At 36.6% G+C, this 22181-nt stretch carries 18 protein-coding genes; 12 read left to right on the top strand and 6 right to left on the bottom strand.

What is annotated here, in order from left to right; genetic code table 11:
- Window positions 1-6: 6 nt before the first annotated feature.
- On the top strand, window positions 7-930 hold the full coding sequence (opp4C, locus tag B2C77_RS04290; RefSeq protein WP_073011743.1) for an oligopeptide ABC transporter permease: 924 nt from the start codon (window positions 7-9) through the stop codon (window positions 928-930).
- 349 nt (window positions 931-1279) lie between these two features.
- Here opp4C and B2C77_RS04285 read toward each other — a convergent pair whose 3' ends face one another.
- A complete protein-coding gene (locus tag B2C77_RS04285; RefSeq protein ID WP_077702551.1) occupies window positions 1280-2980 on the bottom strand; it encodes a methyl-accepting chemotaxis protein in 1701 nt (566 codons plus the stop codon).
- A 248-nt stretch (window positions 2981-3228) separates the two neighbouring features.
- Between B2C77_RS04285 and B2C77_RS04280 the strand changes: the two genes are divergently transcribed.
- Window positions 3229-3810, top strand: coding sequence for an LOG family protein (locus B2C77_RS04280; RefSeq protein WP_077702550.1), 582 nt, complete (start codon window positions 3229-3231; stop codon window positions 3808-3810).
- Window positions 3811-4104: 294 nt separating this feature from the next.
- Here B2C77_RS04280 and B2C77_RS21555 read toward each other — a convergent pair whose 3' ends face one another.
- Entirely contained in the window at window positions 4105-4275 is a 171-nt protein-coding gene (locus B2C77_RS21555; RefSeq protein ID WP_176087271.1) for a hypothetical protein, read from the bottom strand.
- Window positions 4276-4382: 107 nt separating this feature from the next.
- Between B2C77_RS21555 and B2C77_RS04275 the strand changes: the two genes are divergently transcribed.
- The gene (locus B2C77_RS04275) at window positions 4383-5603 is read left to right on the top strand and encodes an EAL domain-containing protein (RefSeq protein ID WP_077702549.1); all 1221 of its coding nucleotides are present in this window, start codon (window positions 4383-4385) and stop codon (window positions 5601-5603) included.
- Window positions 5604-5909: 306 nt separating this feature from the next.
- Here the strand turns inward: B2C77_RS04275 and B2C77_RS04270 are convergent, their stop codons facing one another.
- Window positions 5910-6809, bottom strand: a complete 900-nt coding sequence (locus tag B2C77_RS04270) for a glycine betaine ABC transporter substrate-binding protein (RefSeq protein WP_077702548.1) — start codon at window positions 6807-6809, stop codon at window positions 5910-5912.
- A 183-nt stretch (window positions 6810-6992) separates the two neighbouring features.
- On the bottom strand, window positions 6993-7541 hold the full coding sequence (gene cudC, locus B2C77_RS04265) for a choline uptake/conversion transcriptional regulator CudC (RefSeq protein ID WP_077702547.1): 549 nt from the start codon (window positions 7539-7541) through the stop codon (window positions 6993-6995).
- A gap of 207 nt (window positions 7542-7748) precedes the next feature.
- On the opposite strand from cudC, the gene betB reads away from it, so the two are divergent.
- The 9 genes from betB to B2C77_RS04220 all read left to right on the top strand — a co-directional run bounded on the left by betB (window position 7749) and on the right by B2C77_RS04220 (window position 19225).
- Window positions 7749-9218 carry a betaine-aldehyde dehydrogenase gene (betB, locus tag B2C77_RS04260; protein ID WP_077702546.1) on the top strand — a complete coding sequence of 490 codons (1470 nt, stop codon included), beginning with the start codon at window positions 7749-7751 and terminating at the stop codon, window positions 9216-9218.
- 87 nt (window positions 9219-9305) lie between these two features.
- Window positions 9306-10514 (top strand): choline dehydrogenase, encoded by a 1209-nt coding sequence (gene gbsB, locus B2C77_RS04255; protein WP_077702545.1) that lies wholly within the window; start codon window positions 9306-9308, stop codon window positions 10512-10514.
- A 461-nt stretch (window positions 10515-10975) separates the two neighbouring features.
- Window positions 10976-11650 carry a LuxR C-terminal-related transcriptional regulator gene (locus B2C77_RS04250; RefSeq protein ID WP_077702544.1) on the top strand — a complete coding sequence of 225 codons (675 nt, stop codon included), beginning with the start codon at window positions 10976-10978 and terminating at the stop codon, window positions 11648-11650.
- Between the two features lie 212 nt (window positions 11651-11862).
- The gene (locus B2C77_RS04245; protein ID WP_077702543.1) at window positions 11863-12330 is read left to right on the top strand and encodes an Hsp20/alpha crystallin family protein; all 468 of its coding nucleotides are present in this window, start codon (window positions 11863-11865) and stop codon (window positions 12328-12330) included.
- Window positions 12331-12558: 228 nt separating this feature from the next.
- On the top strand, window positions 12559-13377 hold the full coding sequence (locus B2C77_RS04240; RefSeq protein ID WP_077706825.1) for a glycosyltransferase family 8 protein: 819 nt from the start codon (window positions 12559-12561) through the stop codon (window positions 13375-13377).
- A 543-nt stretch (window positions 13378-13920) separates the two neighbouring features.
- Window positions 13921-14688: a PRD domain-containing protein gene (locus tag B2C77_RS04235; protein WP_077702542.1), complete on the top strand. Its 768-nt coding sequence runs from the start codon at window positions 13921-13923 to the stop codon at window positions 14686-14688.
- Between the two features lie 221 nt (window positions 14689-14909).
- A complete protein-coding gene (locus tag B2C77_RS04230) occupies window positions 14910-16778 on the top strand; it encodes a beta-glucoside-specific PTS transporter subunit IIABC (RefSeq protein WP_077702541.1) in 1869 nt (622 codons plus the stop codon).
- 62 nt (window positions 16779-16840) lie between these two features.
- Window positions 16841-18313, top strand: coding sequence for a glycoside hydrolase family 1 protein (locus B2C77_RS04225; protein WP_077702540.1), 1473 nt, complete (start codon window positions 16841-16843; stop codon window positions 18311-18313).
- Between the two features lie 63 nt (window positions 18314-18376).
- A complete protein-coding gene (locus B2C77_RS04220; protein WP_206193278.1) occupies window positions 18377-19225 on the top strand; it encodes a Cof-type HAD-IIB family hydrolase in 849 nt (282 codons plus the stop codon).
- Between the two features lie 96 nt (window positions 19226-19321).
- Here B2C77_RS04220 and argH read toward each other — a convergent pair whose 3' ends face one another.
- Window positions 19322-20644, bottom strand: coding sequence for an argininosuccinate lyase (argH, locus tag B2C77_RS04215; RefSeq protein ID WP_077702538.1), 1323 nt, complete (start codon window positions 20642-20644; stop codon window positions 19322-19324).
- On the bottom strand, window positions 20641-22164 hold the full coding sequence (locus B2C77_RS04210; RefSeq protein ID WP_077702537.1) for a Na+/H+ antiporter NhaC family protein: 1524 nt from the start codon (window positions 22162-22164) through the stop codon (window positions 20641-20643). The genes argH and B2C77_RS04210 overlap by 4 nt, the downstream gene beginning before the upstream one ends.
- Window positions 22165-22181 lie beyond the last annotated feature (17 nt).

Raw genomic sequence — 22181 nt, 5'->3', positions numbered from 1 at the left:
ATAATAATGCAAACAAATACGGAAAGCACATTACCAACAGGACCGGAAAATGAGCCTATTGATCAACAACATCAACATAAGACACCATTTCAGTTAGCATTTAACCGTTTTAAAAAGAATAAGTTAGCTGTTATTAGCATTTTTGTACTTTTAGCTATTGTTATTATCTGTATTGCTGCCCCATTACTTACGAGTCAAGACCCAATTAAAACAGACGTAACAAATATTGAAAAAAGACCTACCGATGAACATATTTTAGGAACGAACGGGCAAGGGCAAGACAATTTCGCCCGCTTATTATACGGCGGAAGAATCTCTTTAATTGTCGGTTTTAGTGCCATGTTTTTTACGTTAGTCATTGGCGTTGTGCTTGGATCCGTCGCTGGTTACTATGGCGGCAAGGTAGATAGTATCATTATGCGTGGAGCAGATATTATGCTTATGCTACCATTTCTTGTACTTGTGCTAACGATTATCGCAGTTATTGATAAGATAACAATCGGAATATTTGTTACCATTATCGCTTTAACATCATGGCCTAATTTAACTCGTATTATCCGAGCTACATATTTATCACTCCGAGAGCAGGAGTTTGTACTAGGCGCCAAAGCCATCGGTGCAAGTGATATGCGAATTATCCGTAAACATTTTATTCCCAATGCGATTGGTCCGATTATTGTAAATGCTACGCTCATGATGGCAACATACATTATTGTAGAATCAGGGCTTAGCTTTATCGGTTTTGGCATCCCTCAGCCAACACCAACTTGGGGGAATATGATTTCTGAAGCACAAAACATTCGCATATTGCGAAATAACCCAGAAGCATGGATACCTCCAGGATTAGCTATTTTAGTAACCGTTCTAGCAATTAATTTTATCGGTGACGGATTGCGAGATGCCTTTGATCCGAAAAGTAAGCAACGATAACGATATATTCGAAGAACTTATCTTATCTATAAACCATGCAAAAAACTTACTGCTAACAATGAGCAGTAAGTTTTTTTGAAATGTCCTCTCTAAAAGAAGCAAACAATTAGTCAATGCATGGTCATTATCTTTGCTAATTGTCGAATGAGAATAAAAGGTATGAATAAAGCACGCGGATCTCTAAGAACGCTTCACTTTTTCTCAGTAAAATGATTATACTTGGCTTGTCGCCAAGTCTTTGGCGAAAGCCTTTGTTTTCTTATACTATTAACCTTTTAAACTTTATGCTTTCCTATAGTACAAGATAGAAAGTACATAAAATGCGTCCTTTTCCTATTCAAATAAACCACTATTCTTGAAGCATTTTACCTTTATTGAAAATGTGAACCATTTCATGTAATTCATGCCGGAGATTGTCCAAATCTTTGGACTGATCAACAACTTCTCCCATTGCTGCACTTGACTGTTGGGCCGAAGCTGCAGTTTGTTCAATTCCAGCTGATGACTCCTCTGTAACAGAAGCTATCTCATGAATAGCTGCATTCATTTTACTGCTATTATCTTTCATTTCCTCTAAATGCGAAGATATTGTTTTTATAATTTGAACCATTTCATTGACAAACATGGTTATGCCATCAAATGTTTGTTGTGTTGCGTGAATTTGTTTGGTACCCGTTTCCACTTCCTCATAACTATTTTCTAGCGTATTCGTAACTAAATTGGAGTTATGCTTAATATGGGTAACAATTCCAGTTATATTTGTTACAGAATCGCTTACTTGTTCAGCGAGTTTTCTTACCTCATCTGCTACAACCGCAAAGCCTTTTCCATGCTCTCCTGCTCTAGCAGCTTCAATCGCAGCATTTAATGCAAGTAAATTCGTTTGTTCAGCAATATCTTGAATGGTTTGGACTAAATGGTTAATTTCTTGCGATTGTTCATCTAATTGCCTCACTTTATCTACTGCTTCTTTCACTATTTTATCAATTTGTTCCATTTGCTCTGAGGAAGATTTCATCATCTGCTCTCCTTCCTCGGTCATCGTCAAAATTTCTTGAGAAGCTTGATCGATTAACTTTCCTTGGTCGTTTGTATCACTCACTTTCGTACTAAATGTTTCCATATTCATCGCTAAATCACTTGCTCGATTTGCTTGTGTCTCTGAACCAACGGCTAATTCTTGCATGGTTGTAGCTATCTGTTCTGCTCCCTCCATCACTTCTTGAGCCGAGCGAGTAAAAGATTGTCCATAATTACTTACGGTATTTGATACATGATTAACTTTTCCCAAAAAATTGTTAATGTTTTCACTTATTGTATGAGTCGCTTCCATCATTTGCCCAAACTCACCGCCTGCATTTATAGGCAGTGGCTCTGGTTGCACCTTCCCCTCCGCAATACCTTTTATTCTCGCCCACAATTGATTGATCGGTATTGTAATGGATCGGACAGTTAGTACGCTAATAGCAACTACGAATAAAATGAAACTAGCAGTAAGTATGATAAACCAAGTTTGTGAATCTTTTGCATTAGAAACAGCTTGCGCTTTTTTATTTTCCAGCTTTTTCGTTTGGTTATCTACCATTTCTTTTATGATGGAACTAACTTCAGAACCTAAAGTTTGAACGTTTGCTAAGTTACTTGTCGGTTCTCCATCACCTATTTTATTAAATCGCTTTTTGACTTCTTGCTGCCATTCTTTTTGTTTATTGCTTAGTTCGTGCCATTGTTTAGCTGATGCTATCGTCTGTACTTCTTCTATTAAATTCTTTCCTTCCGTTTGCATTTGTTCATAGTCTTTACGGAGCGGATCTTCTTTATTTAATAGAAACGCCATAGCTAATGCCTGTTGCTCTAATAGATTTGCATGAAGACGTTCAACTTTTTGAACAGCCGCTACTTCCGTACTTATAACTGATTTTACTTCCTCATTAACTTGCTTCGCTGTATAAAAATGATAAACAGCTGTTATTATAAGTGCAACTATAATAGCAACGTAACCAATAATTAATTTATTTTTAACATTGTTAAAGCGTAGGAATCTTTTCATTTGGTCATCCCTTTCCACTAAAATATTCTTTTCTTTATTTATATCGGCTACTATTTGTGTAAATGGACATTTTCCTTATATATCTTAAAATTCAGACATTTTATTCTTATGCGTTTTCCTAGAAGTTATCCATATTATGCACGCACAACAGGCAACCAACGATTTTAATTTTTATTTACATACTGAAAAAGCGGTTAACAAAGCGCTCAGGTTTCTATATACTTATACTATTAAGGAGGGATAAGAAAATGGATAAACTCGCTGTGTTTTGTGGTTCCAGACCAGGCATCTCACCGACATACTTAGAAGCAGCTACAAAGCTCGGGAAAGAACTAGCTAATCAACATATTACGCTCATCTACGGTGGTGCAAGTGTTGGTCTCATGGGGGCTGTCGCTGATGCCGTGCTAAATGAAGGAGGCAAAGCAATTGGGGTTATACCAGAATTTCTTAAAAACAAGGAAGTCTATCATAAAAATCTGACGGAACTAATCATCGTCGACTCGATGCACGAAAGAAAAATGACAATGGCAAATTTAGCGGATGGTTTTATTGCTTTACCAGGAGGCCCTGGCACCCTCGAGGAATATTTCGAAGTATTTACGTGGGCACAATTAGGTTTGCATCAAAAACCATGTGGACTTTTAAATGTAAACAGCTATTACAACCAACTACTTCATTTTTTCCAGCATATGCAGGAACAACAATTTATGGAGCAAAAGCACCTCGATGTTGTATTGTCTGATACGAATGCAAAAGAGTTAATTGAAAAGTTTCGTCATTACGAGCCACCAGCTATTAAATCGTTTTTAAGAGCACATCAAACATAACCTATTTGCATTGCTTCTAGCCAAGTTAAAAAATTTATAGATTTTTTAACCGAACAAAAAGACGAAAAAAGTAAAGGGAACCCTCAATCAGTAGAAATATATCTTATGAACAAAGAGGCAAGCACCCGTTTAGCAACATAGCTAGTGGAACGAATCAACGAAAGTTTTAGGAAGCCTGCCACTAAAACAGAGGTATGCCGACACCCTAAGGCAAGCCCGTTTTTAGTCGGCCTTCCTATTTATCACAAACCGATGGTGACTTAGCTTAGGGCAATGAAGTGAAGTCGGACGTGGCTATTCCGTTAAAACGGTATCCCAAAGTAACAAATTTTTATACTTTCTTATCCTTTTAGAAAAACTTGGCTTGTCGCCATAGAAAATTGGCGCTATGCTTTCGTTTTTCTCATCATTTTCTAATCTTCTACTTATCTCATACATAGAAAAATAGGTTATCATTTCTTCCAAGTATCTTTTTCTTTTAAGATTAAGAATATTTCTAATTGGTTTTTTGAAGGGAAAATGATGCACTACCATGCTATACTGTACTAAAGTAAAAAATGGAGTTGGTTAGTATGGACCCACTAGATATCATGATGAAGCTTGATCAGATCGTTCCATACTTCGATCCGATTATAAGTGCAGAGAATCAATTCATTATTGGGTATGAAACGATTCCCTATTTTCAAGACGAGGAAAAGGAATTACATAATCTCCTTTGGTTTTTCAAAGACAAAAGCATTCCGAGTGACTTTAGGCTAGAGCTTACGCATACAGTATTACAAAAAGTGTTAGATAAATATATGGCGACAGATAAGACACAACTGCTATTTATTCATTACGATGCAAAACTGTTACTGAAAGATAACGGGGACAGTATGCTATCTATTTTACAAACCTATGAAGAACAAGGATTAGCTTTAAATAAACTTGTGCTACAATTTACGGAAGCCTTTGTTAGTGAACATATTGCTTCCCTTAAGCATTTATTTGCATACATTCAAACATTCGGCATTCAAATCGCTATTGATGATGTAGGAGAAAAAAACGGAAACTTAGATAAGTTAGCTTTAATTAAGCCTAACATTGTCAAAGTCGATGTTTCATTTTTACGAGAAGACGATCTGCCTCAATTGTATCAGGATGTTCATCACTTACTTTCTATGCTTTCGCGCAAAATTGGTGCTGCGCTATTATTTAAAGGTATTACTTCTTTTCACCAGCTAAACTACGCGTGGAGAAACGGTAGTCGCTATTATCAAGGAGAGTATTTAGAAAAAACACAGCCAAGCTTTATTCCAATTGACAGTTGCAAAGAAAAGGTCAAAAAAGACTTTCTTCATTTCATCAATTACGAACGAAAAAAAATGAAAGCACAACTAGAATTAACGGAAAAAATAAATACGCAAATAGCTAAAACATTAAAGACAATTGATCCTCATGCCCCTTATGATGAAACGATTCTTGCTGTTGCGAGCGATTGTAATGATTACAGTTTCCGAGTTTATATTTGTAATGAGGCTGGATTTCAGCTATCTGCAAATGCGGAAAAAGGCGCAGATGGTATATGGTGTCTACAACCAGAAGGAAGGCAAAAAAATTGGAGTTGGCGACCTTATTTCTTTGAAAATATTGCCCGCATGAGTATGGAAAAGAAAGGGATATTATCTGATTTATATACAGATATTGAACGCGATGAACGTATTCGGACATACTCTTACCCTATTACTTCAGACCGTTTTATTTTCATTGACATCCCTTATGATTTTCTCTTTGAACAGGAAGGTCTCCTATAAACCAAATTAGCAGTATCTCTTATTTATCATGCCATTCTCCGTTGTTCCAACTACAGAACTGAAATGGAGCATATTCTTGGATAGTTTATAAAATGTCCTTTGATTCAGTAGAAGTTTTTTTACTTCTACTGGATCAAAGGTAAAGTTAACCTTCAATTAGTAAGGTGTTTTCTCATTTTCTACTTCATTGTTTTATAGCTTTAGAAACAACGACGATGCTAATAGCACGTATTTAAGATGGTCTAAACTTTCCTCTTCCAATTTTCTTGAAGTAGCGGAATTCCAAACTTTATATTCGAAATAGCTTTACTCCCATTCCACCCACTTATTAACTAATTCCTGGTTATCTGCAACCCATTTTTTCGCTCCATCAATCGGCTCTTCCGCTTCATTCACATACGTCATTAGTTCTCCAATGGATGCATCGTCCATTTTCCAATTTTTGAACCATTCATCTACACTAGGAAAATCTTCTTTAAAGTCTTTCCTTGTTGCATGATATATTTTTTCTACTTCCCCATATACCTCTTTCGGATCTTTAAGATACTTCAAATCATATTGGGAGAATACGCGATGTGGATTCCAAAGTGGAGCAACGATTGGCTCCTCATTTTTTATAGCTTGTGCGATCTCGGTAATCATAGCTGGTTCTGAGCTAGGAATTAATTCATAATCCAAATCATATTCTTTTATTAGTTTTTCCGTCACTTCCATTGTTCCTGCGCCAGCATCAAAACCAGTTATTTCCCCCTCGAACATCTCTTTATGCGCATGTAAATCTTCCACACTATTAATTTCTTCTAAGTATTTAGGCACAACCAGTCCGACTTTCGCGTTATCATACCACGGCTCTTCAGAAAAGAAAACATCATCTTTATATTCTTGTAAATATGCTTGATCTTGCACCGGGAGCCATACTTCTAAGTTAACATCCAATTCGTTTTCAGCAAGTGCCTTCATAATCGTTCCCATGTCTAGTAAATTTAAATTTACTTTATAGCCTTGTTCTTCTAAAATAACTTTCCACATATTTGAAACAGCAATATTTTCTGCCCAACTAATCTGTGCCATTTCAATCGTACCCTTTTCTCCTGTAGCCTGCCCCGCTTCACTTTTCGAGTTGGATTCTTCCCCACATGCTGCCAATAAAACAATGCACACCATAATGAAACCCAAAATGACTAATTTGCTCTTCATAAAGCTCATAAAATGAATTTCTCTCTCCCATCTATTTAAATGCTTGCTACAATTAATTTATCATTAGAAAAAACTCGGCTATCAACCTTATACGATAAAGCCTAAAACTTGTATACTTTCCTTATTGCGAAAAAAACAACAGGTGAGACAAACTCACGAAACTACCACCCACCAATCTGCCAACTTCGGTAATTATGGCTTTTTTGGCAAGAACTCGTAGATCTCTTCTGATCGTATACTAGCAACTAAACGCTCAAGCCAACGATAATATATTTTAGATTGCTCAAGCTGATCATAGATTTCTCGTGCTTCCTCCATCAATTCCCTCGACACATTCTCATCTTCAAAAATTTGATCTAAAGTAAATTCGGCCTGCTTAATCGCTTCCATATTCATCTTTGCTTCACGATCCCATAGTTGACAATAATAGGACATAAAAGAATGGAAAAAATCTTTTTCTGCTGCATACGTATGTTTACGTGAGCCTTTTTGAAACTTTTTCTTTACCATCTCGTTTTCTTGTAGTTTCCTAACACTCGTACTCATACTGGGTTTACTCATTCCCAATTCTTCTCGCATTTCATCAAGATTCATTTGCTCTTTAAAATACATCGTTGCATAAAGCTTACCCGCAGCCGGAGTTACACCGTATACGTCCATTGTTTCTGCGATGGTTTCAATAACGTAGCCTTTTGCTTCTTCAAGCTTTTCTTTCGCCATTTCATCATGTGAATTCGCCATCAAGTCTCCCCTCCTTTATCCGTAACATATTAAGTATGTTTAAAATATATTTTACAAACTTAATGTTAACGAAATAATCAAATATGTCAAATGCCAATAATGGTTCCGTAATTTATTTTGACAACTTTAATTGTATCATGTTAAGTTTAAATTGTTAAAAACGTTAAATAAATATTTAACAAAATTAAACATGTAGGAGGGAGTATGTTGAATTTTAAGCAAAACTTTATTAACGGTGAATGGTTACCTTCTCATACAGGTAACACACGAGATATTATAAACCCATTTAACCAAGAGGTCGTTGCTCAAGCGACAGAAAGTGATGAAACAGATACAATATCTGCGATTGCTGCTGCAAGAGAAGCATTTGATGAAGGTGAATGGTGCAGAACATCTGCCACAGAACGCGCTAAAAAATTACATACCATTACAGCGCTCATCGAACAGGATAAAGAAGAGCTAGCTAAACTGGAAACGCTTGATACAGGTAAGACCATCGAAGAAAGCCGTAGCGATATGGAAGATATTGCGGGAGTATTCCGTTTTTATGCAGAATTAACTGATAAACATGGTGGCGAATTGATCAACTCCCCCGTCCCAAACACCATTAGCAAAGTAGTCTATGAACCTGTAGGTGTATGTGGCCAAATCACTCCATGGAATTATCCATTATTACAAGCATCTTGGAAGTTAGCACCAGCATTAGCTGCTGGAAATACATTAATCATGAAACCAAGCGAAATTACACCATTAACAACTGTAAAACTTTTTGAATTAATGGAAGAAGCTAAGCTACCAAAAGGTGTGGTCAACCTCGTATTAGGAAAAGGAGATACGGTTGGGGCAGAACTTTCTGCTAATCACGATATTGACTTGATATCATTTACAGGAGGTATGAACACCGGGAAAAAAATCATGCAATCAGCCAGTTCCAACGTAAAAAAACTAGCGCTTGAACTAGGCGGAAAAAACCCGAATATTATTTTTGCCGATGCTGATTTCGATATAGCGGTTGACCAAGCTCTACATGCCGTCTTCTTTCATGCTGGGCAAATTTGTTCAGCTGGTACACGACTGATTATTGAAGAAAAGATACATGATGCATTTGTTCAAGCTTTAGTTGAACGAGTGAAAAACATTACGTTGGGGAATGGATTTGACGCCTCTACGCAAATGGGACCGCTTATTTCTAAAACGCATTTAAATAAAGTCATTCAATACGTTGAAGACGGAAAAAAAGAAGGAGCTACCGTAGCAGTAGGAGGACAACAACCTGACAATCCAAATTTACAACATGGATTCTTTTACTTACCTACTGTACTTACCAATTGCACATCAAATATGCGTGTTGTTCAAGATGAAGGTTTCGGTCCTGTCATTACAGTAGAAACATTTACCACAGAACAAGAAGCCATTCAATTAGCAAATGATTCTATTTATGGGCTATCTGGCGGTGTGTGGACAAAAGATATAGCCAAAGCAGAACGCTGTGTTTCTAAAATGCGAATGGGTACAGTTTGGATCAATGACTACAATGTTTATTTTCCACATGCCCCGTGGGGTGGTTTTAAACAATCTGGAATTGGCAGAGAACTTGGCAAAGCAGGACTAGAAGAGTATCAAGAAGTGAAGCATGTCTATCATAATTTACAGCCTGATGCGTTGAACTGGTTTTAGAATAATATCGCAATCATATTGTCTCCCAAGCTTTTATCAAGTTAAATCAATCAAAAATACAAAGAAAGATAATAGGAGGAGCTATCTATGAGCTTAAATATGAAATTAGAGCATATGTATAAATTACATACATTTGAAATACCAACTACGATAAAGCATGGCATTGATTCCATTCAATCAATTGGAAATGAAGTAAAACAGCTCGGTGTATCAAAAGCCCTTTTAGTAACTGACCCAGGTATCTATGAAGCTGGTGTAACACAGCCTGTGGAAAAGCACTTAAAAAAAGCGGGGATAGAAGTTGTTATCTTTAATAAAGTTGAGCCAAACCCACCCGTTCGTTTGATTGCAGAAGGCTCTAAGTTATATAGAGAAAAAGGCTGTAATGGACTTGTTGCTGTTGGTGGCGGAAGTTCTATGGACACGGCAAAAGGCATTGGTGTGGAAGCTACACATCAAGGCAGTGTCTTAGAATATGAAGCTGCGGAAGGAAAAAAGCCCTTAGAAAATCGCATTCCACCTTTAACAACCATTCCAACTACAGCGGGGACTGGTTCTGAAGTAACACAATGGGCAGTTATTACAGATGAAAAACGTGCATTTAAATTTAATACGGGTGGCCCATTAATTGCTGCTCACTTAACAATAATTGACCCTAAACTGCATGTATCCATGCCTTCACACGTTACGGCAATGACTGGTATTGATGCTTTAGCCCATGCGATAGAATGTTTTACCATGCATTTTGCCCAGCCTATTACAGATGCGGTTGCATTATTGGCAATGGAATACGTTGGAAAATACATACGTCGCGCTTATGCTGACGGAGGTGATCTTGAAGCACGCTATGGTATGGCTCAAGCTGCTATGCTTGCTGGTTTATCTTACGGTAGTGAATCAGCTGGAGCCGCTCATGCCATGTCCCAGACATTAGGTGGTATTCTTCCAGTTGCCCATGGTCAATGTGTTGCCGCTATGCTCGGTCCAGTAATGGAATACAATTGGAAAGGTCATCCTCATAAATTTGCAAGAATAGCCCAAGCATTAGGTATTGACACATTTCATATGACGACAGAAGAGGCTGCCAAAGCAGCTGTAAACGAAATTTATCAGCTTGTAAAAGACTTAGATATCCCGACATTGGAAGAACAGGGTGTTTCTCCAAATATGATAGAGCGATTATCAAAAGAAGCGATAAAAGATCCACAAACGATAGGTAACCCACGTGACCTAACAGAAAAAGACTACCAATGGATTTATAAACGTTGCTTCGATTTAGTAGCAAAAACACTGTAAATATTTTTCATTAACCCCTTTGCATAATGCAAAGGGGTTTTTTGCTGTTTCTCATTTTCTAAGTAAAAATCACTTCCATGTTTGCTTGCAAATAGTTTTTTCTCACCAAATCAACCATCTAATCCCCTATTTTCATCACTGTGTAATCTAGAAGTCCTTCCTTTATTTTCATTTGTTTAGAAATTGTCTAGATCCTTCCTTTATCTTAAAACATAAAAACCTATCTGCATCCTTATAACAATAGCTACTTATATCTATATAGGAAATTACAATTAATTAAGCACTTAAAGTGCTCATAGCTTAAAAACGTAAAGCTTAGACTTTATGTTGACATATACATTGTATTCAGATTCCCCACTCCAATGTAAAAATGACTAGGGGAACATATAACAATTTCATACAGCACGATAGAATAGCTTGCGCAAATAAGGAAAAGGTAATAAAAAACGGAGAGATGAGCGATGATAAAAGTATTACTCGTAGATCGTGAAGGGATATCTAGTGAAGGATTACGTTTAATTATTGAAAGAGAAAGGGAGATGAAGTGGGTAGGAACATATTTTCAAAAAGAAGAAGTTATTCATGCTGTCCAAGAAAAACAACCAGACATTGTTGTCTTTCATATCAATCAATCGCATCATACAGTGATAGAATTAACGAAAGAGATAAAAAGTATATCGAAGCAAATTAAAATTATTTACATTTTGTCATTTATTGAGCCCACCTTTATTACAAACAGTATAAAAGCCGGGGTAGAAGGCTATTTCTTAAGCCACTCTGATCATACCAACTTCGTATCTATGATAAAAAATATTTACCATAATCATTACGTTATTACGGAAGACATTGCAGTAACCATTTTACAACAATTTCAAAAAGGAGATGAAAAACAACGTCTACACGCCAAGCTTTTAGAAAAAGAAATTGATTTAACATGGAGGGAACTCGACATCGCCTTCCTCATCTATCAACGTAAAAAAAATAAAGAAATTGCCCAATCACTACATTTGAAAGAGAAAACAGTTCGCGATTACGTCAGCATCATTTATAAAAAATTAGGAGTAAATAAACGGTTACTTGTCATTAACCTTTTAGAAAATTTAATAGCAGAAGAACCAGAGGACAATTTCCAATAACAAGAATTAGATATTAAAATTTTCCGAATATATAAGAACAGGTTTTATTTTTAAATGAACGGTTATATAAGTAGTGGAGGGGAGTTATAGGGCTAACCTTTACGACTCATGTCTGCGTTATTTTATAACTTTAACTCGTTTTCTTTGGAAACATTATTTATTTCCTTTCTAAAAAAACAATATTTTATAAAATAGTAAAGGGAGGAATTGAAATGAAACCAATAAAACGATGGAACAGAGATGACCAACCATTACGCAAATTCAAAAGTGAACTTGATGGAATGTTTGAACGCTTTTTTGATGATCCATTTTTCTCCAACAACAGTTTATGGAATAGACAACAAGGTGGATCATTCGCTTGCAATATTCGTGAAAAGAAAGATAAATATATTGTAGAAGCTGAAATCCCTGGTATAGATCCATCCGATATAGAGGTTGAGATTGAAGACAACATGGTTACGATTAAAGGGGAGAAAAGGCAACAAATAGAAACAGAAGACAATGATACAGAAATGCGAGTTGTGGAGCATAGTTATGGATCATTTCAACGCTCTTTCACACTACCAGATAATGTGAATACGGATAAAGTCAGCGCCGATCATAAAAATGGCATGCTATACCTTCACATTCCAAAAACGAAAGAAAGCAAAAAACGTCGTATTAAAATTAATGGGCAATAAACGGTAGAAGCCTTTCACATTTTTGCGCAGACGACAATTAGAACCAAGCTACAAGATGAAAAGGTTAGCCCCTGCCATTTTCTTTTTACATATACGATTAGCTGCAATTCTAGATCCTATAATTACGAATTCACATAGGAGAACTATATACCTTCCTATAGTACAATGAAAGAAGACTTTAAAATTACATATTTAACAGAGAAAGATAGGCTTAAGGGAGATATGTTTATGAATATATTAGTTACCATTGACGCCAATTACATGCACCCAGTAAAAGTAATGCTCCATTCCTTATTTTTACATCATCCTGAGGATTTCTTTTGCATTTATCTCATGCATTCTTCTTTAACAGATGACGAAACGCGCAGATTAAATGATTATATAGAAAGACGCGGGCATGAACTACAGGTTATTACCTTAGAAAACCATCATTTTGCTGACGCTCCTGTCATTAAACATTTTTCAAAAGAAATGTATTATCGTTTATTGGCGTACAAATTTTTACCTAATTCACTGGATAGAGTGCTTTATCTCGATCCAGATATTTTAATTATTAATTCCATACATGATCTGTATCAGATGGACATGGCCAATTATTTGTACGCTGCTGCATATCACGATCGCACCCCCATTACAAATATTAATAAACTTAGGTTACGACCATATGATGTAGAAGCTTACTATAACTCTGGCGTGTTACTACTTAACTTAACAGAACAGCGAAAGCATATTTCTGAACAAGCTATTTATGAATTTGTAGAAGTAAACAAAAAAAAATTAATTCTCCCAGACCAAGATATTCTAAACGGCTTATATGCAAAGCAAATTAAAGATATCGATGAAGTTCGTTATAATTTTGATGCACGATTTTATTATTACTATAAGATTACGAGCAAAAATAAAATAGATATGGATTTTGTTATCAACAATACATCGATTATTCATTTCTGTGGTAAAAAGAAACCATGGTACAAAACATATTATGGGAGCTTTCATTCGTTATATAAACATTATGAACGCTTTGCATTCCATTCGGTTAACAAATAATTACATAACAACCTTCCTTTAACTACCTCCACCGTATATGTAAGATGTTTCTCAAGGAGGATATTAGAGCTAATTTCTAGTCAAAAAAGAAAAAGGATCTGTATGATAAAACTAACATGTTAGCGTAGGAAAAACTCGGAGACTCCGATGGGAAAGCGCAGTGGGATGACCCCGAAGAAAAAGCAAACTGCTTTTTTTGAGGAGGCTGAGCGCCAGCCATGGAAAACGTTGTGCTATTCCACAGCGGTCACTAGCTATGCATTTTGTAAGCAATTGTTCCATTCAGAACAATAAAAGTGTACATAAATAGAGTTCAGGAAATATGTGGGTTATGCCTATGTAGAGAAAAACTTGTCACATACACCTCCACTTATCCTATTGACAACGCTTTATACATGTGGTAAGCTCTAATTACGATACAGGAGTGTTACTGACATGATCAGGCACCACCAAGTCAAATGTAACGTTAGTGAACTTCTCTTCATTTTCTGTTATGTTTTGATATTGGTGTTTTTTTATGGCTTTTTTAAGGGTGTGACTATATTGCTAACCATTATAAAATCATTAAACAACAATATCATTTTAGCCAAGTCTGAAAAAAATGAAGAATTGATTATATTTGGCACTGGTATCGGTTTTAAAAAGAAGCACGGAGATTTAGTAGATGAATCAAAAGCCACAAAAGTCTTTAAAGCAGAAAAAAACATGCAAACAAGGACGTTTTTAGAACAAATCTCTCCTGAGCTTTTAGCCGTAACTGAAAAAATTGTCCGGCTTGGCGAAGACAAGTTGCAAAAGAAGTTAAATCAATCGATTCTTTTTTCTTTAGCAGACCACTTACAGTTTGCTACAGATGAAAAATACCATACTACAAATAAAGATAATCCATTACAATGGGAGATTCCTTACTTATATTATGAGGAATATGAAGTTAGTAAAATAGCCGTACAAATCATTCAGGATGATCTTGGCTACACCCTTCCCAAAATGGAAGCTGCTTTTATTGCGCTACATTTTGTCAATGCGCAAATCGATAGCTCAACCATGGAAGAAACGATCCAAATTACCAAACTTATTAAAAATATTGTTAAAATCATTCAAAGATTATTTGAAGTCAATATTGATAAAACAACGATTAATTATTCACGCTTTATTACTCATCTCCGCTATTTCATTGCTCGACAAAAAATGAAACAGCGAGAAAGTATTCAAATGGATGAAGCATTAAAGAAAACCATTGAAGAAAGATATATGAAAAGCTATGCTTGCGGATTAATGATTAAAGAAATGGTTGAAAAAGAATTCAACTGAGAAGTCACTTATGATGAAATTGCATTTTTAGTTATTCATATCGAACGTATTTTTCAAGAGAATAGATCCTAATTTTGTTAGGTGTGTTACGTACTCTGGCATCAACCTAAGCAAAATTTGCGACAGCGATCCACTGGCTGTTTGTAAATTTCGCTTAGGTTTTTTATTTTTTACGCAAAGACTTTAGCATTCTCAATCTAAACGGAAAGAAGTGAAAAAATATGGATAAGCAAAAGCTTGCGGCAAAAATCATTAAAGAAATGGGTGGAAAAGAAAATATCATACAAAATTGGCACTGCATTACCCGTTTGCGCTTTAATGTAACAAGTAACAACGAGGTGAACATCGATAACATTAAAGCACTTGACGGTGTCCTAGGAGCACAATTTCAAAGTGGACAATTTCAAGTCATTATTGGTAATCAAGTAGCTGAAGTTCATGCTGAAATTAGCAATATCTTAGGTACAGGTGAGAATAATCAATTACCTTCAGCTAAAAAACAAAATGGAAATATTATTGAACGTATATTCGATGTTATTTCTGGGATTTTCACCCCTATTTTACCGGCCATTGTTGGAGGTGGATTATTAAAAGGATTACTCGCTTTGTTCATTGCAGTAAATCTACTATCTGAACAAAGCTCGACCTATGAAATCTTGCACTTTATTTCGGATGCACCGTTTCACTTTTTACCTTTCTTAATCGCATTTTCAGCTGCGAAAAAATTTAATACCGACGCTTCCCTTTCTGTTGCTTTAGCTGGTATTCTTATGTACCCAAAAATAATGGAGTATGCAGCGGGAACAGAAGTAGACAGTTTAAGCTTTTTGGGTTTACCAATTCCGATGAACAGCTATGCATCATCCGTTATCCCAATTATATTAGGGGTTTGGCTATTAAGCTATATTTATAAAGGTGCAGATAAAATCGTGCCTCGATCACTACGTATTATCTTTGTTCCGTTACTAAGCTTGGTTATTACGGCGCCATTCATGTTAATGTTTATTGCACCATTAGGAAGCTATGCAGGGATTTATCTAGATACCTTTTTCTCAGGAATGTTTGATATTGCTGGGCCAATTGCCGGGCTATTAATGGGTGGCCTCATGCCGCTGATCGTTATTACAGGCATGCATTATGCATTTTTCCCTGGAACATTTGCAAGTTTTGATAAGTATGGTTATGACATTATGCTGTTACCTATGAACTTTGTCGCTAATTTAGCACAAGCAGGAGCAACGTTAGGTGTGTTGCTTAAAACGAAGAATAAAAAAATGAAACAGTTATCTTTCTCCACTTTCATTCCAGCATTGTTTGGAATTACAGAGCCAGCCATTTACGGTGTTACGATGAAGTTAAAGAAACCATTTTATGCAAGCTTGATTGGTGGTGCTGTCGGCGGAGGTATCTACGGAACATTCGCTGTAAAAACAACTGCGTTTACCGTTCCAGGCATTATGTCCATACCAACTTATATTTTTAGTGGAAATAATTTACTTTATGCGCTCATTGGCGTAATTGCAAGTTTTTCTGTTGCACTACTAGTAACTGTACTGCTTGGCTTCGAGGATGAAGATAGTCCTTTAGAGGAAAAAACTTCATCTAATGATAAAGCCATGATCGAAAAGGATGTAACAATTAACATTCCATCACCAATAACAGGAAAAGTTATGCCTTTAGAATCCGTTCCAGATCAAACATTTGCTGACGGACTTGTCGGAAAAGGATTAGCCATTGAGCCCGAGGGAGACACTGTATACGCTCCTTTTTCAGGAAAGGTTACTACAGTCGTACCTTCCAAACATGCTATTGGCATTACGTCAGACGATGGTGTGGAATTACTTATTCATGTCGGTTTAGAAACGGTAAATTTAAATGGCGAAGGATTTGCATTAAACGTGGAAGTCGATGATGACATACAACTCGGAGACAAGCTATTAACGTTTGATTTACATGCATTAAAAAAGCAAAACGTTTCTATTATTACACCTATTATTATCACAAATTCCCCTCATTTCTTAGATGTGATAGCCACATCTGAAAAACAGGTAACTGCCTGTGATGATAAATTAATTATGTTAATTAAGTGAACATCCCCTTCTAACGGGGGTTCATATAGATAAGGTTACAAATTATAAGGAGGACTATAACGATGAATCAATCATTACAAACAACATTTCCAAAAGATTTCTTATGGGGCGGTGCTACTGCTGCCAACCAAATAGAAGGTGCTTATGACAAAGACGGAAAAGGGCTGTCTACATCTGACATGGCTGCTTATAAAGATCCATACGCTGGAGGGAAGGTAGATAATTTCACATTTAATGTGAATTCCGTTGAATTAGAGGAATATTTAAACCATCCTGATAAATATTTGTTCCCTAAACGCTGGGGAATTGACTTCTATCACCGCTATAAAGAAGACATTGCGTTATTTGCTGAAATGGGCTATAAGGTGTTCCGCTTATCTATTTCTTGGGCACGTATCTTCCCAACAGGCTTAGAAGATAAACCTAACGAAGCGGGATTAGCATTCTATGACAAGGTTTTTGACGAGCTCGCTAAGTACGACATTGAACCCCTTGTAACAATGTCACATTATGAAATGCCACTTACGTTAACCCAAAAGTATAATGGCTGGGTAAGTCGCGAGTTAATTGGCTTATTTGAAAAGTTTGCTCGGGTACTTTTTGAGCGTTATAAAGATAAAGTAAAATATTGGATTACATTTAACGAAATGAATATGAATTTAAATAGTATCTATACAGGCGCTGGTGTCCTAGCTGATAAAGTAGACAATGTAGAAGAAGCAGCCTACCAAGCATCTCATCACCAATTTTTAGCTAGTGCACTTGCCGTAAAAGCTGCACGAGAAATTATGCCAGAGGCACACATCGGCTGTATGATTAACCAAATTGAATCGTATGCACGTACAACGAAACCAGAAGATCAATTACAAGCATTAAAGGCAGATCAAATTAATATGTTCTATCCTGATGTACAAGTGCGAGGTAAATATCCAAATTACATGGTACGTTATTTTGCAGAGAATGATATCAACCTAGAAACAAAACCAGAAGATGCAAAAATCCTAGCAGAAGGTACTGTCGACTTTATTGCTTTTAGTTATTATATGAGTCACGTAACAGAAGCACGTCCAGATGCAGCTAAAATTGCTGGTTCTTTTGACAGTCCTATCAAAAATGAATATTTAGAGCTATCACAATGGGATTGGCCGATTGATCCAATTGGATTAAGAATTTCTTTAAACAAATTATATGATCGATACCAAAAACCGTTATTCCTAGTGGAAAATGGACTAGGCGCACGAGATGAGCTTACAGAAGACGGAAAGATTCATGACCCTTATCGTATCGATTACATTAAAAAGCATATTATTGAAATGAAAGAAGCAATTCAAGATGGCGTCGAACTGATGGGATATACGACTTGGGGATGTATTGATTTAATTAGCTGTGGTACATCACAAATGTCCAAGCGTTACGGATTTATTTATGTAGATCAAGACGACAAAGGAAATGGAAGCTTAGAACGTTACAGAAAAGACTCTTTCTATTGGTATAAAGATGTTATTGCATCTAACGGTGAGAACCTAGGAGAATAAAAAAGCAAACATCCGAGAAGGGCGTCTTCTCGGGTGTTCTATGTTGTAGAGAGGATGGATTTATTGAGTAAAAAAATTGTTTTCATTGATATCGATGGAACATTAACCACACCTGATGGTAAAGTACCTTCGTCAGCTAAACAAGCTATTCGTACTGCCCGACAAAATGGGCATCTTATGTATTTGTGTACAGGACGATCAAAGCCTGAAATTATTTCCAGCATTTTAGAAATCGGTTTTGACGGAATTATTGGAGCTGGCGGTGGCTATATTGAAGTAAATAACGAGCTTGTTCATCATCAAACCATGCCAGAACAGTCCGTCAGAAAGATTGTTGATTACTTCCATCAGCATGAAATTGGCTATTATTTAGAATCCAATGAGGGCTTATTTGGCAGTGATAACTGTGAAGAAGTAATACGTCAACGTGTTACGAATAAGTTAGATAAAGATAGTGTAGCATATAAGCAAGCTGATGCTGAATTCCACTGGTTTTATCAATTACTCGATATGTATCGAGGTAAAGCTATTGACTATGGAAATGTAAATAAGATATCTTTCATCAGTAATCAACATCAGCCATTTGAAGAAATTAGCAACAAATTTGGAGAAGCATTTACGATGTATCGAACAACCGTTGCACAATTTGGTCCAGAAAGTGGCGAAATTGCTGTTAAAGGTGTTGATAAATACAAAGCAGTGAAATACGTTTTAAACGATTTACAAATTCCCAGAGAACAAAGCATGGCCTATGGAGACGGCAATAATGATATCAAAATGTTTGAAGCTGTCCACTACGGTGTTGCTATGGAAAATGCTACCGATGATTTGAAAAAAGTTGCCCAAGAAGTAACAGCCAAAGCAGAAGATGATGGGATAATGCATAGCTTTAAGCAACATCAATTGCTTTAGTTTTCTTGGTATAGATAAAAATACTCGTTTTGTGCCGTGCTCTTTTTTAGCAGCACAAAACGAGATAGCTAACCTTTTAGATTCCTTATCTTCTCTTTAGTCAAGCATTTCTTTTTTATTTCCTCTTTTTAATAGATTCGTATAATCTACATAAGCAAATATATCTTGTTCTATCGAATCACTAAATTGCTGTAGTTCTTCCAACGTTAATTGTTCAATACTCTTCCCTACTTTTTCTCCATATAAAACAATCGCACCTACTACACCATGCGCATCACGGAAAGGCACACCTTTTTGGACAAGATAATCCGCTACCTCTGTCGCGTTTAAAAAGCCCGCTTTAATTGCTTGCTTCATTTGCTCCCCATTCACTTGCAGGGTGGCAACCATCTTATCCATCATTTTTATAGAAAGCAATACTTCATCTACCGCCTGAAACATGGGTGATTTTACTTCTTGCATATCTTTATTATAAGCAAGTGGTAAACCTTTCATCGTCGTTAATACACTAACTAATGCCCCGTATACTTTTCCAGTTTTACCTCTGATTAATTCAGCTGCATCAGGATTCTTTTTCTGTGGCATAATGCTGCTCCCAGTTGCATAGGCATCATCGATTTTAATAAAAGAAAACTCTTGACTGCTCCATAAAATTAGCTCTTCACTTAATCGACTTACATGCATCATAATAATGGAGAGATCAGATAATAATTCAATAATAAAATCACGATCACTGACACCATCCATAAAATTAGCTGCTGGTTTAGAAAAGCCTAGTTTTTCCGCAGTAATTTGGCGATCAATGTCGTGCGTCGTTCCTGCTAATGCACCAGAGCCAAGCGGGCTCTCATTTAAATTAGCTACGGTCTGCTCCAAACGCTTTGTATCTCTCGTAAACATTTCGATATAAGCCCGCAAATGATACCCAAAGGTAACGACTTGAGCGCGTTGTAAATGCGTATAGCCTGGCATAATAACATGTTGATTTGCTACTGCTGTTTTTTCCAAGCTATGAATCAATAACTGTAGTTTATTTATTGTTTCTTTCGCTCGTTTCTTCGTATATAATTTTAAATCCGTCGCCACTTGATCATTTCTGCTTCGTGATGTATGAAGCTTCTTTCCTGCTTCGCCAATCATTTCTGTCAATGTTGCTTCTACAAAGCTATGAATATCTTCATGGTCTCCTTCAACGACTAAATTACCAGTTGCTATATCTTGTTTTATCTTGTGAAGCCCTTGAACTATTTTCTCCCCTTCCTCCTGCGCAATAATATGACAATGCACGAGCATCTCTGCATGCGCAATGCTCCCATCTAGATCCTCTTCTACAAGAGCTAGGTCTTCCTCTAACGATGAATTGAACACTTCCATTAACGTATCTTCTTCTTTTGTGAACCGTCCTCCCCAAAGCTTCATGCTACATTTTCCACTCCTTGTTGTTTATTTTTTCGTTTCGATAAAACGATAAACAGCACAACCATGAATACAATACTTCCTACAATTGTCAAATTACTTCCCGTAAACCCAGCTATGATAAACGATCCGAGTGCAATGAATCCATTGGTTAGCGCATATGGTAATTGTGTTTTTACATGATCGATATGGTCACAACCTGCCCCCGTTGAAGCTAGGATTGTTGAATCAGATATTGGAGAACAATGATCACCAAATAGCCCTCCTGATAATACCGCACCAATGCTGACAAGCATCGGAGCTTCAAGACCAGATGCCATTGGAATGGCGAGCGGAAGCATGATGGCAAAAGTTCCCCATGAGCTACCAGTTGCAAAAGACATACTTGCTGCAGCTAAGAAAATAATTGCTGGCACTATATAGGCAGGTACATTCCCTTCTAATTGTTCAACAATATACGCTGCCGTTCCCATTTCACCTAACAAAGATCCTAATGCCCACGCTAAGACCAAAATCAGAATGACTTGCATCATTCGTTGCATTCCTTGTAGATATATAGTAAATATCTCATTCATTTTCTTCACTTTATATAGTACCATTAATACCATTAATAGGATGGCAGCAAATAAGTAAGCTGTGCTTAATGCAACTCGGAAATCACTTCCCGGTACAGCTTTTGCTGGAAAACCATATGACACCAATAAACTGAATAAAGTAATAAATAAAACAGCAAGTGGGAGCCAAATTAACATCGGATGACTTTCAGGCATTGTTTCAGCATCTACATCCGTTTTACGTAGCGGATTAGATTGTTGCCAGTAAATTTTCCCCGTCTGCTCTATACGTTTTTCCGCTTTAGCCATTGCTCCAAAATCCATTTTCGTTATAGCTACAATTGGCACGATGAACACGGATAGAATGGCATAAAACTGAAAGGGAATTGCTTCTACAAACGTTGTAAATTCAGACGCTGTTATATTTAACCGTGCAAATTCTTCTTTTATAATCCCCATCACATATATTCCCCAGCCAATAAAAGGGATGAGAATGGCAACAGGTGATGATGTCGAATCGAGAATCCAAGCTAATTTTTCTCTAGACACCTTCACTTTATCAAACAGTTTTTCAAATACAGGACCGACAATTAAAGGCGTTCCCATATCGGAAAAAAAGATAATAATCCCTCCAAACCAGGCAGATAACTGCGTCTTTGTGTTCGTATTAATCCATTTAGCTGTTCTTTTCGCTAAAGCGGCTCCTCCTCCTGAACGTTCTACTAAGGCAACAAAGCCTCCTATAAAACATAATAAGACGATGACGGCTGCATTATAGCTATCTGTTAATTGCGGAAACAAATACTCTCTTATTGTGCTCGTTGTTGCAGTAATTGGATTTCCGTTAGCAAGAATAACAATTCCTACAAATAACCCCGTGAATAAAGATACAATAACATTACGAAAGATAATGGCTAATACAATTGCTATTATTGGTGGAATTAAAGAAACAATCCCCATGTGTTCCATGCACTCGCCCCATTTCT

Origin of the sequence: Virgibacillus dokdonensis (assembly GCF_900166595.1) — a bacterium.
GTDB classification, from domain to species: Bacteria; Bacillota; Bacilli; order Bacillales; family Amphibacillaceae; genus Virgibacillus; species Virgibacillus dokdonensis.
The sequence above is the reverse complement of the archived record's forward strand: the minus strand, read 5'-3'. Positions and strand labels throughout refer to the sequence as shown.

Excerpts from the sequence above, each read along its gene's own strand:
- opp4C (WP_073011743.1), top strand. The coding sequence starts at position 7 with ATGCAAACAAATACGGAAAGCACATTACCAACAGGACCGGAAAATGAG.
- B2C77_RS04285 (WP_077702551.1), bottom strand. The coding sequence starts at position 2,980 with ATGAAAAGATTCCTACGCTTTAACAATGTTAAAAATAAATTAATTATT.
- B2C77_RS04280 (WP_077702550.1), top strand. The coding sequence starts at position 3,229 with ATGGATAAACTCGCTGTGTTTTGTGGTTCCAGACCAGGCATCTCACCG.
- B2C77_RS04275 (WP_077702549.1), top strand. The coding sequence starts at position 4,383 with ATGGACCCACTAGATATCATGATGAAGCTTGATCAGATCGTTCCATAC.
- B2C77_RS04270 (WP_077702548.1), bottom strand. The coding sequence starts at position 6,809 with ATGAGCTTTATGAAGAGCAAATTAGTCATTTTGGGTTTCATTATGGTG.
- cudC (WP_077702547.1), bottom strand. The coding sequence starts at position 7,541 with ATGGCGAATTCACATGATGAAATGGCGAAAGAAAAGCTTGAAGAAGCA.
- gbsB (WP_077702545.1), top strand. The coding sequence starts at position 9,306 with ATGAGCTTAAATATGAAATTAGAGCATATGTATAAATTACATACATTT.
- B2C77_RS04250 (WP_077702544.1), top strand. The coding sequence starts at position 10,976 with ATGATAAAAGTATTACTCGTAGATCGTGAAGGGATATCTAGTGAAGGA.
- B2C77_RS04245 (WP_077702543.1), top strand. The coding sequence starts at position 11,863 with ATGAAACCAATAAAACGATGGAACAGAGATGACCAACCATTACGCAAA.
- B2C77_RS04240 (WP_077706825.1), top strand. The coding sequence starts at position 12,559 with ATGAATATATTAGTTACCATTGACGCCAATTACATGCACCCAGTAAAA.
- B2C77_RS04230 (WP_077702541.1), top strand. The coding sequence starts at position 14,910 with ATGGATAAGCAAAAGCTTGCGGCAAAAATCATTAAAGAAATGGGTGGA.
- B2C77_RS04225 (WP_077702540.1), top strand. The coding sequence starts at position 16,841 with ATGAATCAATCATTACAAACAACATTTCCAAAAGATTTCTTATGGGGC.
- argH (WP_077702538.1), bottom strand. The coding sequence starts at position 20,644 with ATGAAGCTTTGGGGAGGACGGTTCACAAAAGAAGAAGATACGTTAATG.
- B2C77_RS04210 (WP_077702537.1), bottom strand. The coding sequence starts at position 22,164 with ATGGAACACATGGGGATTGTTTCTTTAATTCCACCAATAATAGCAATT.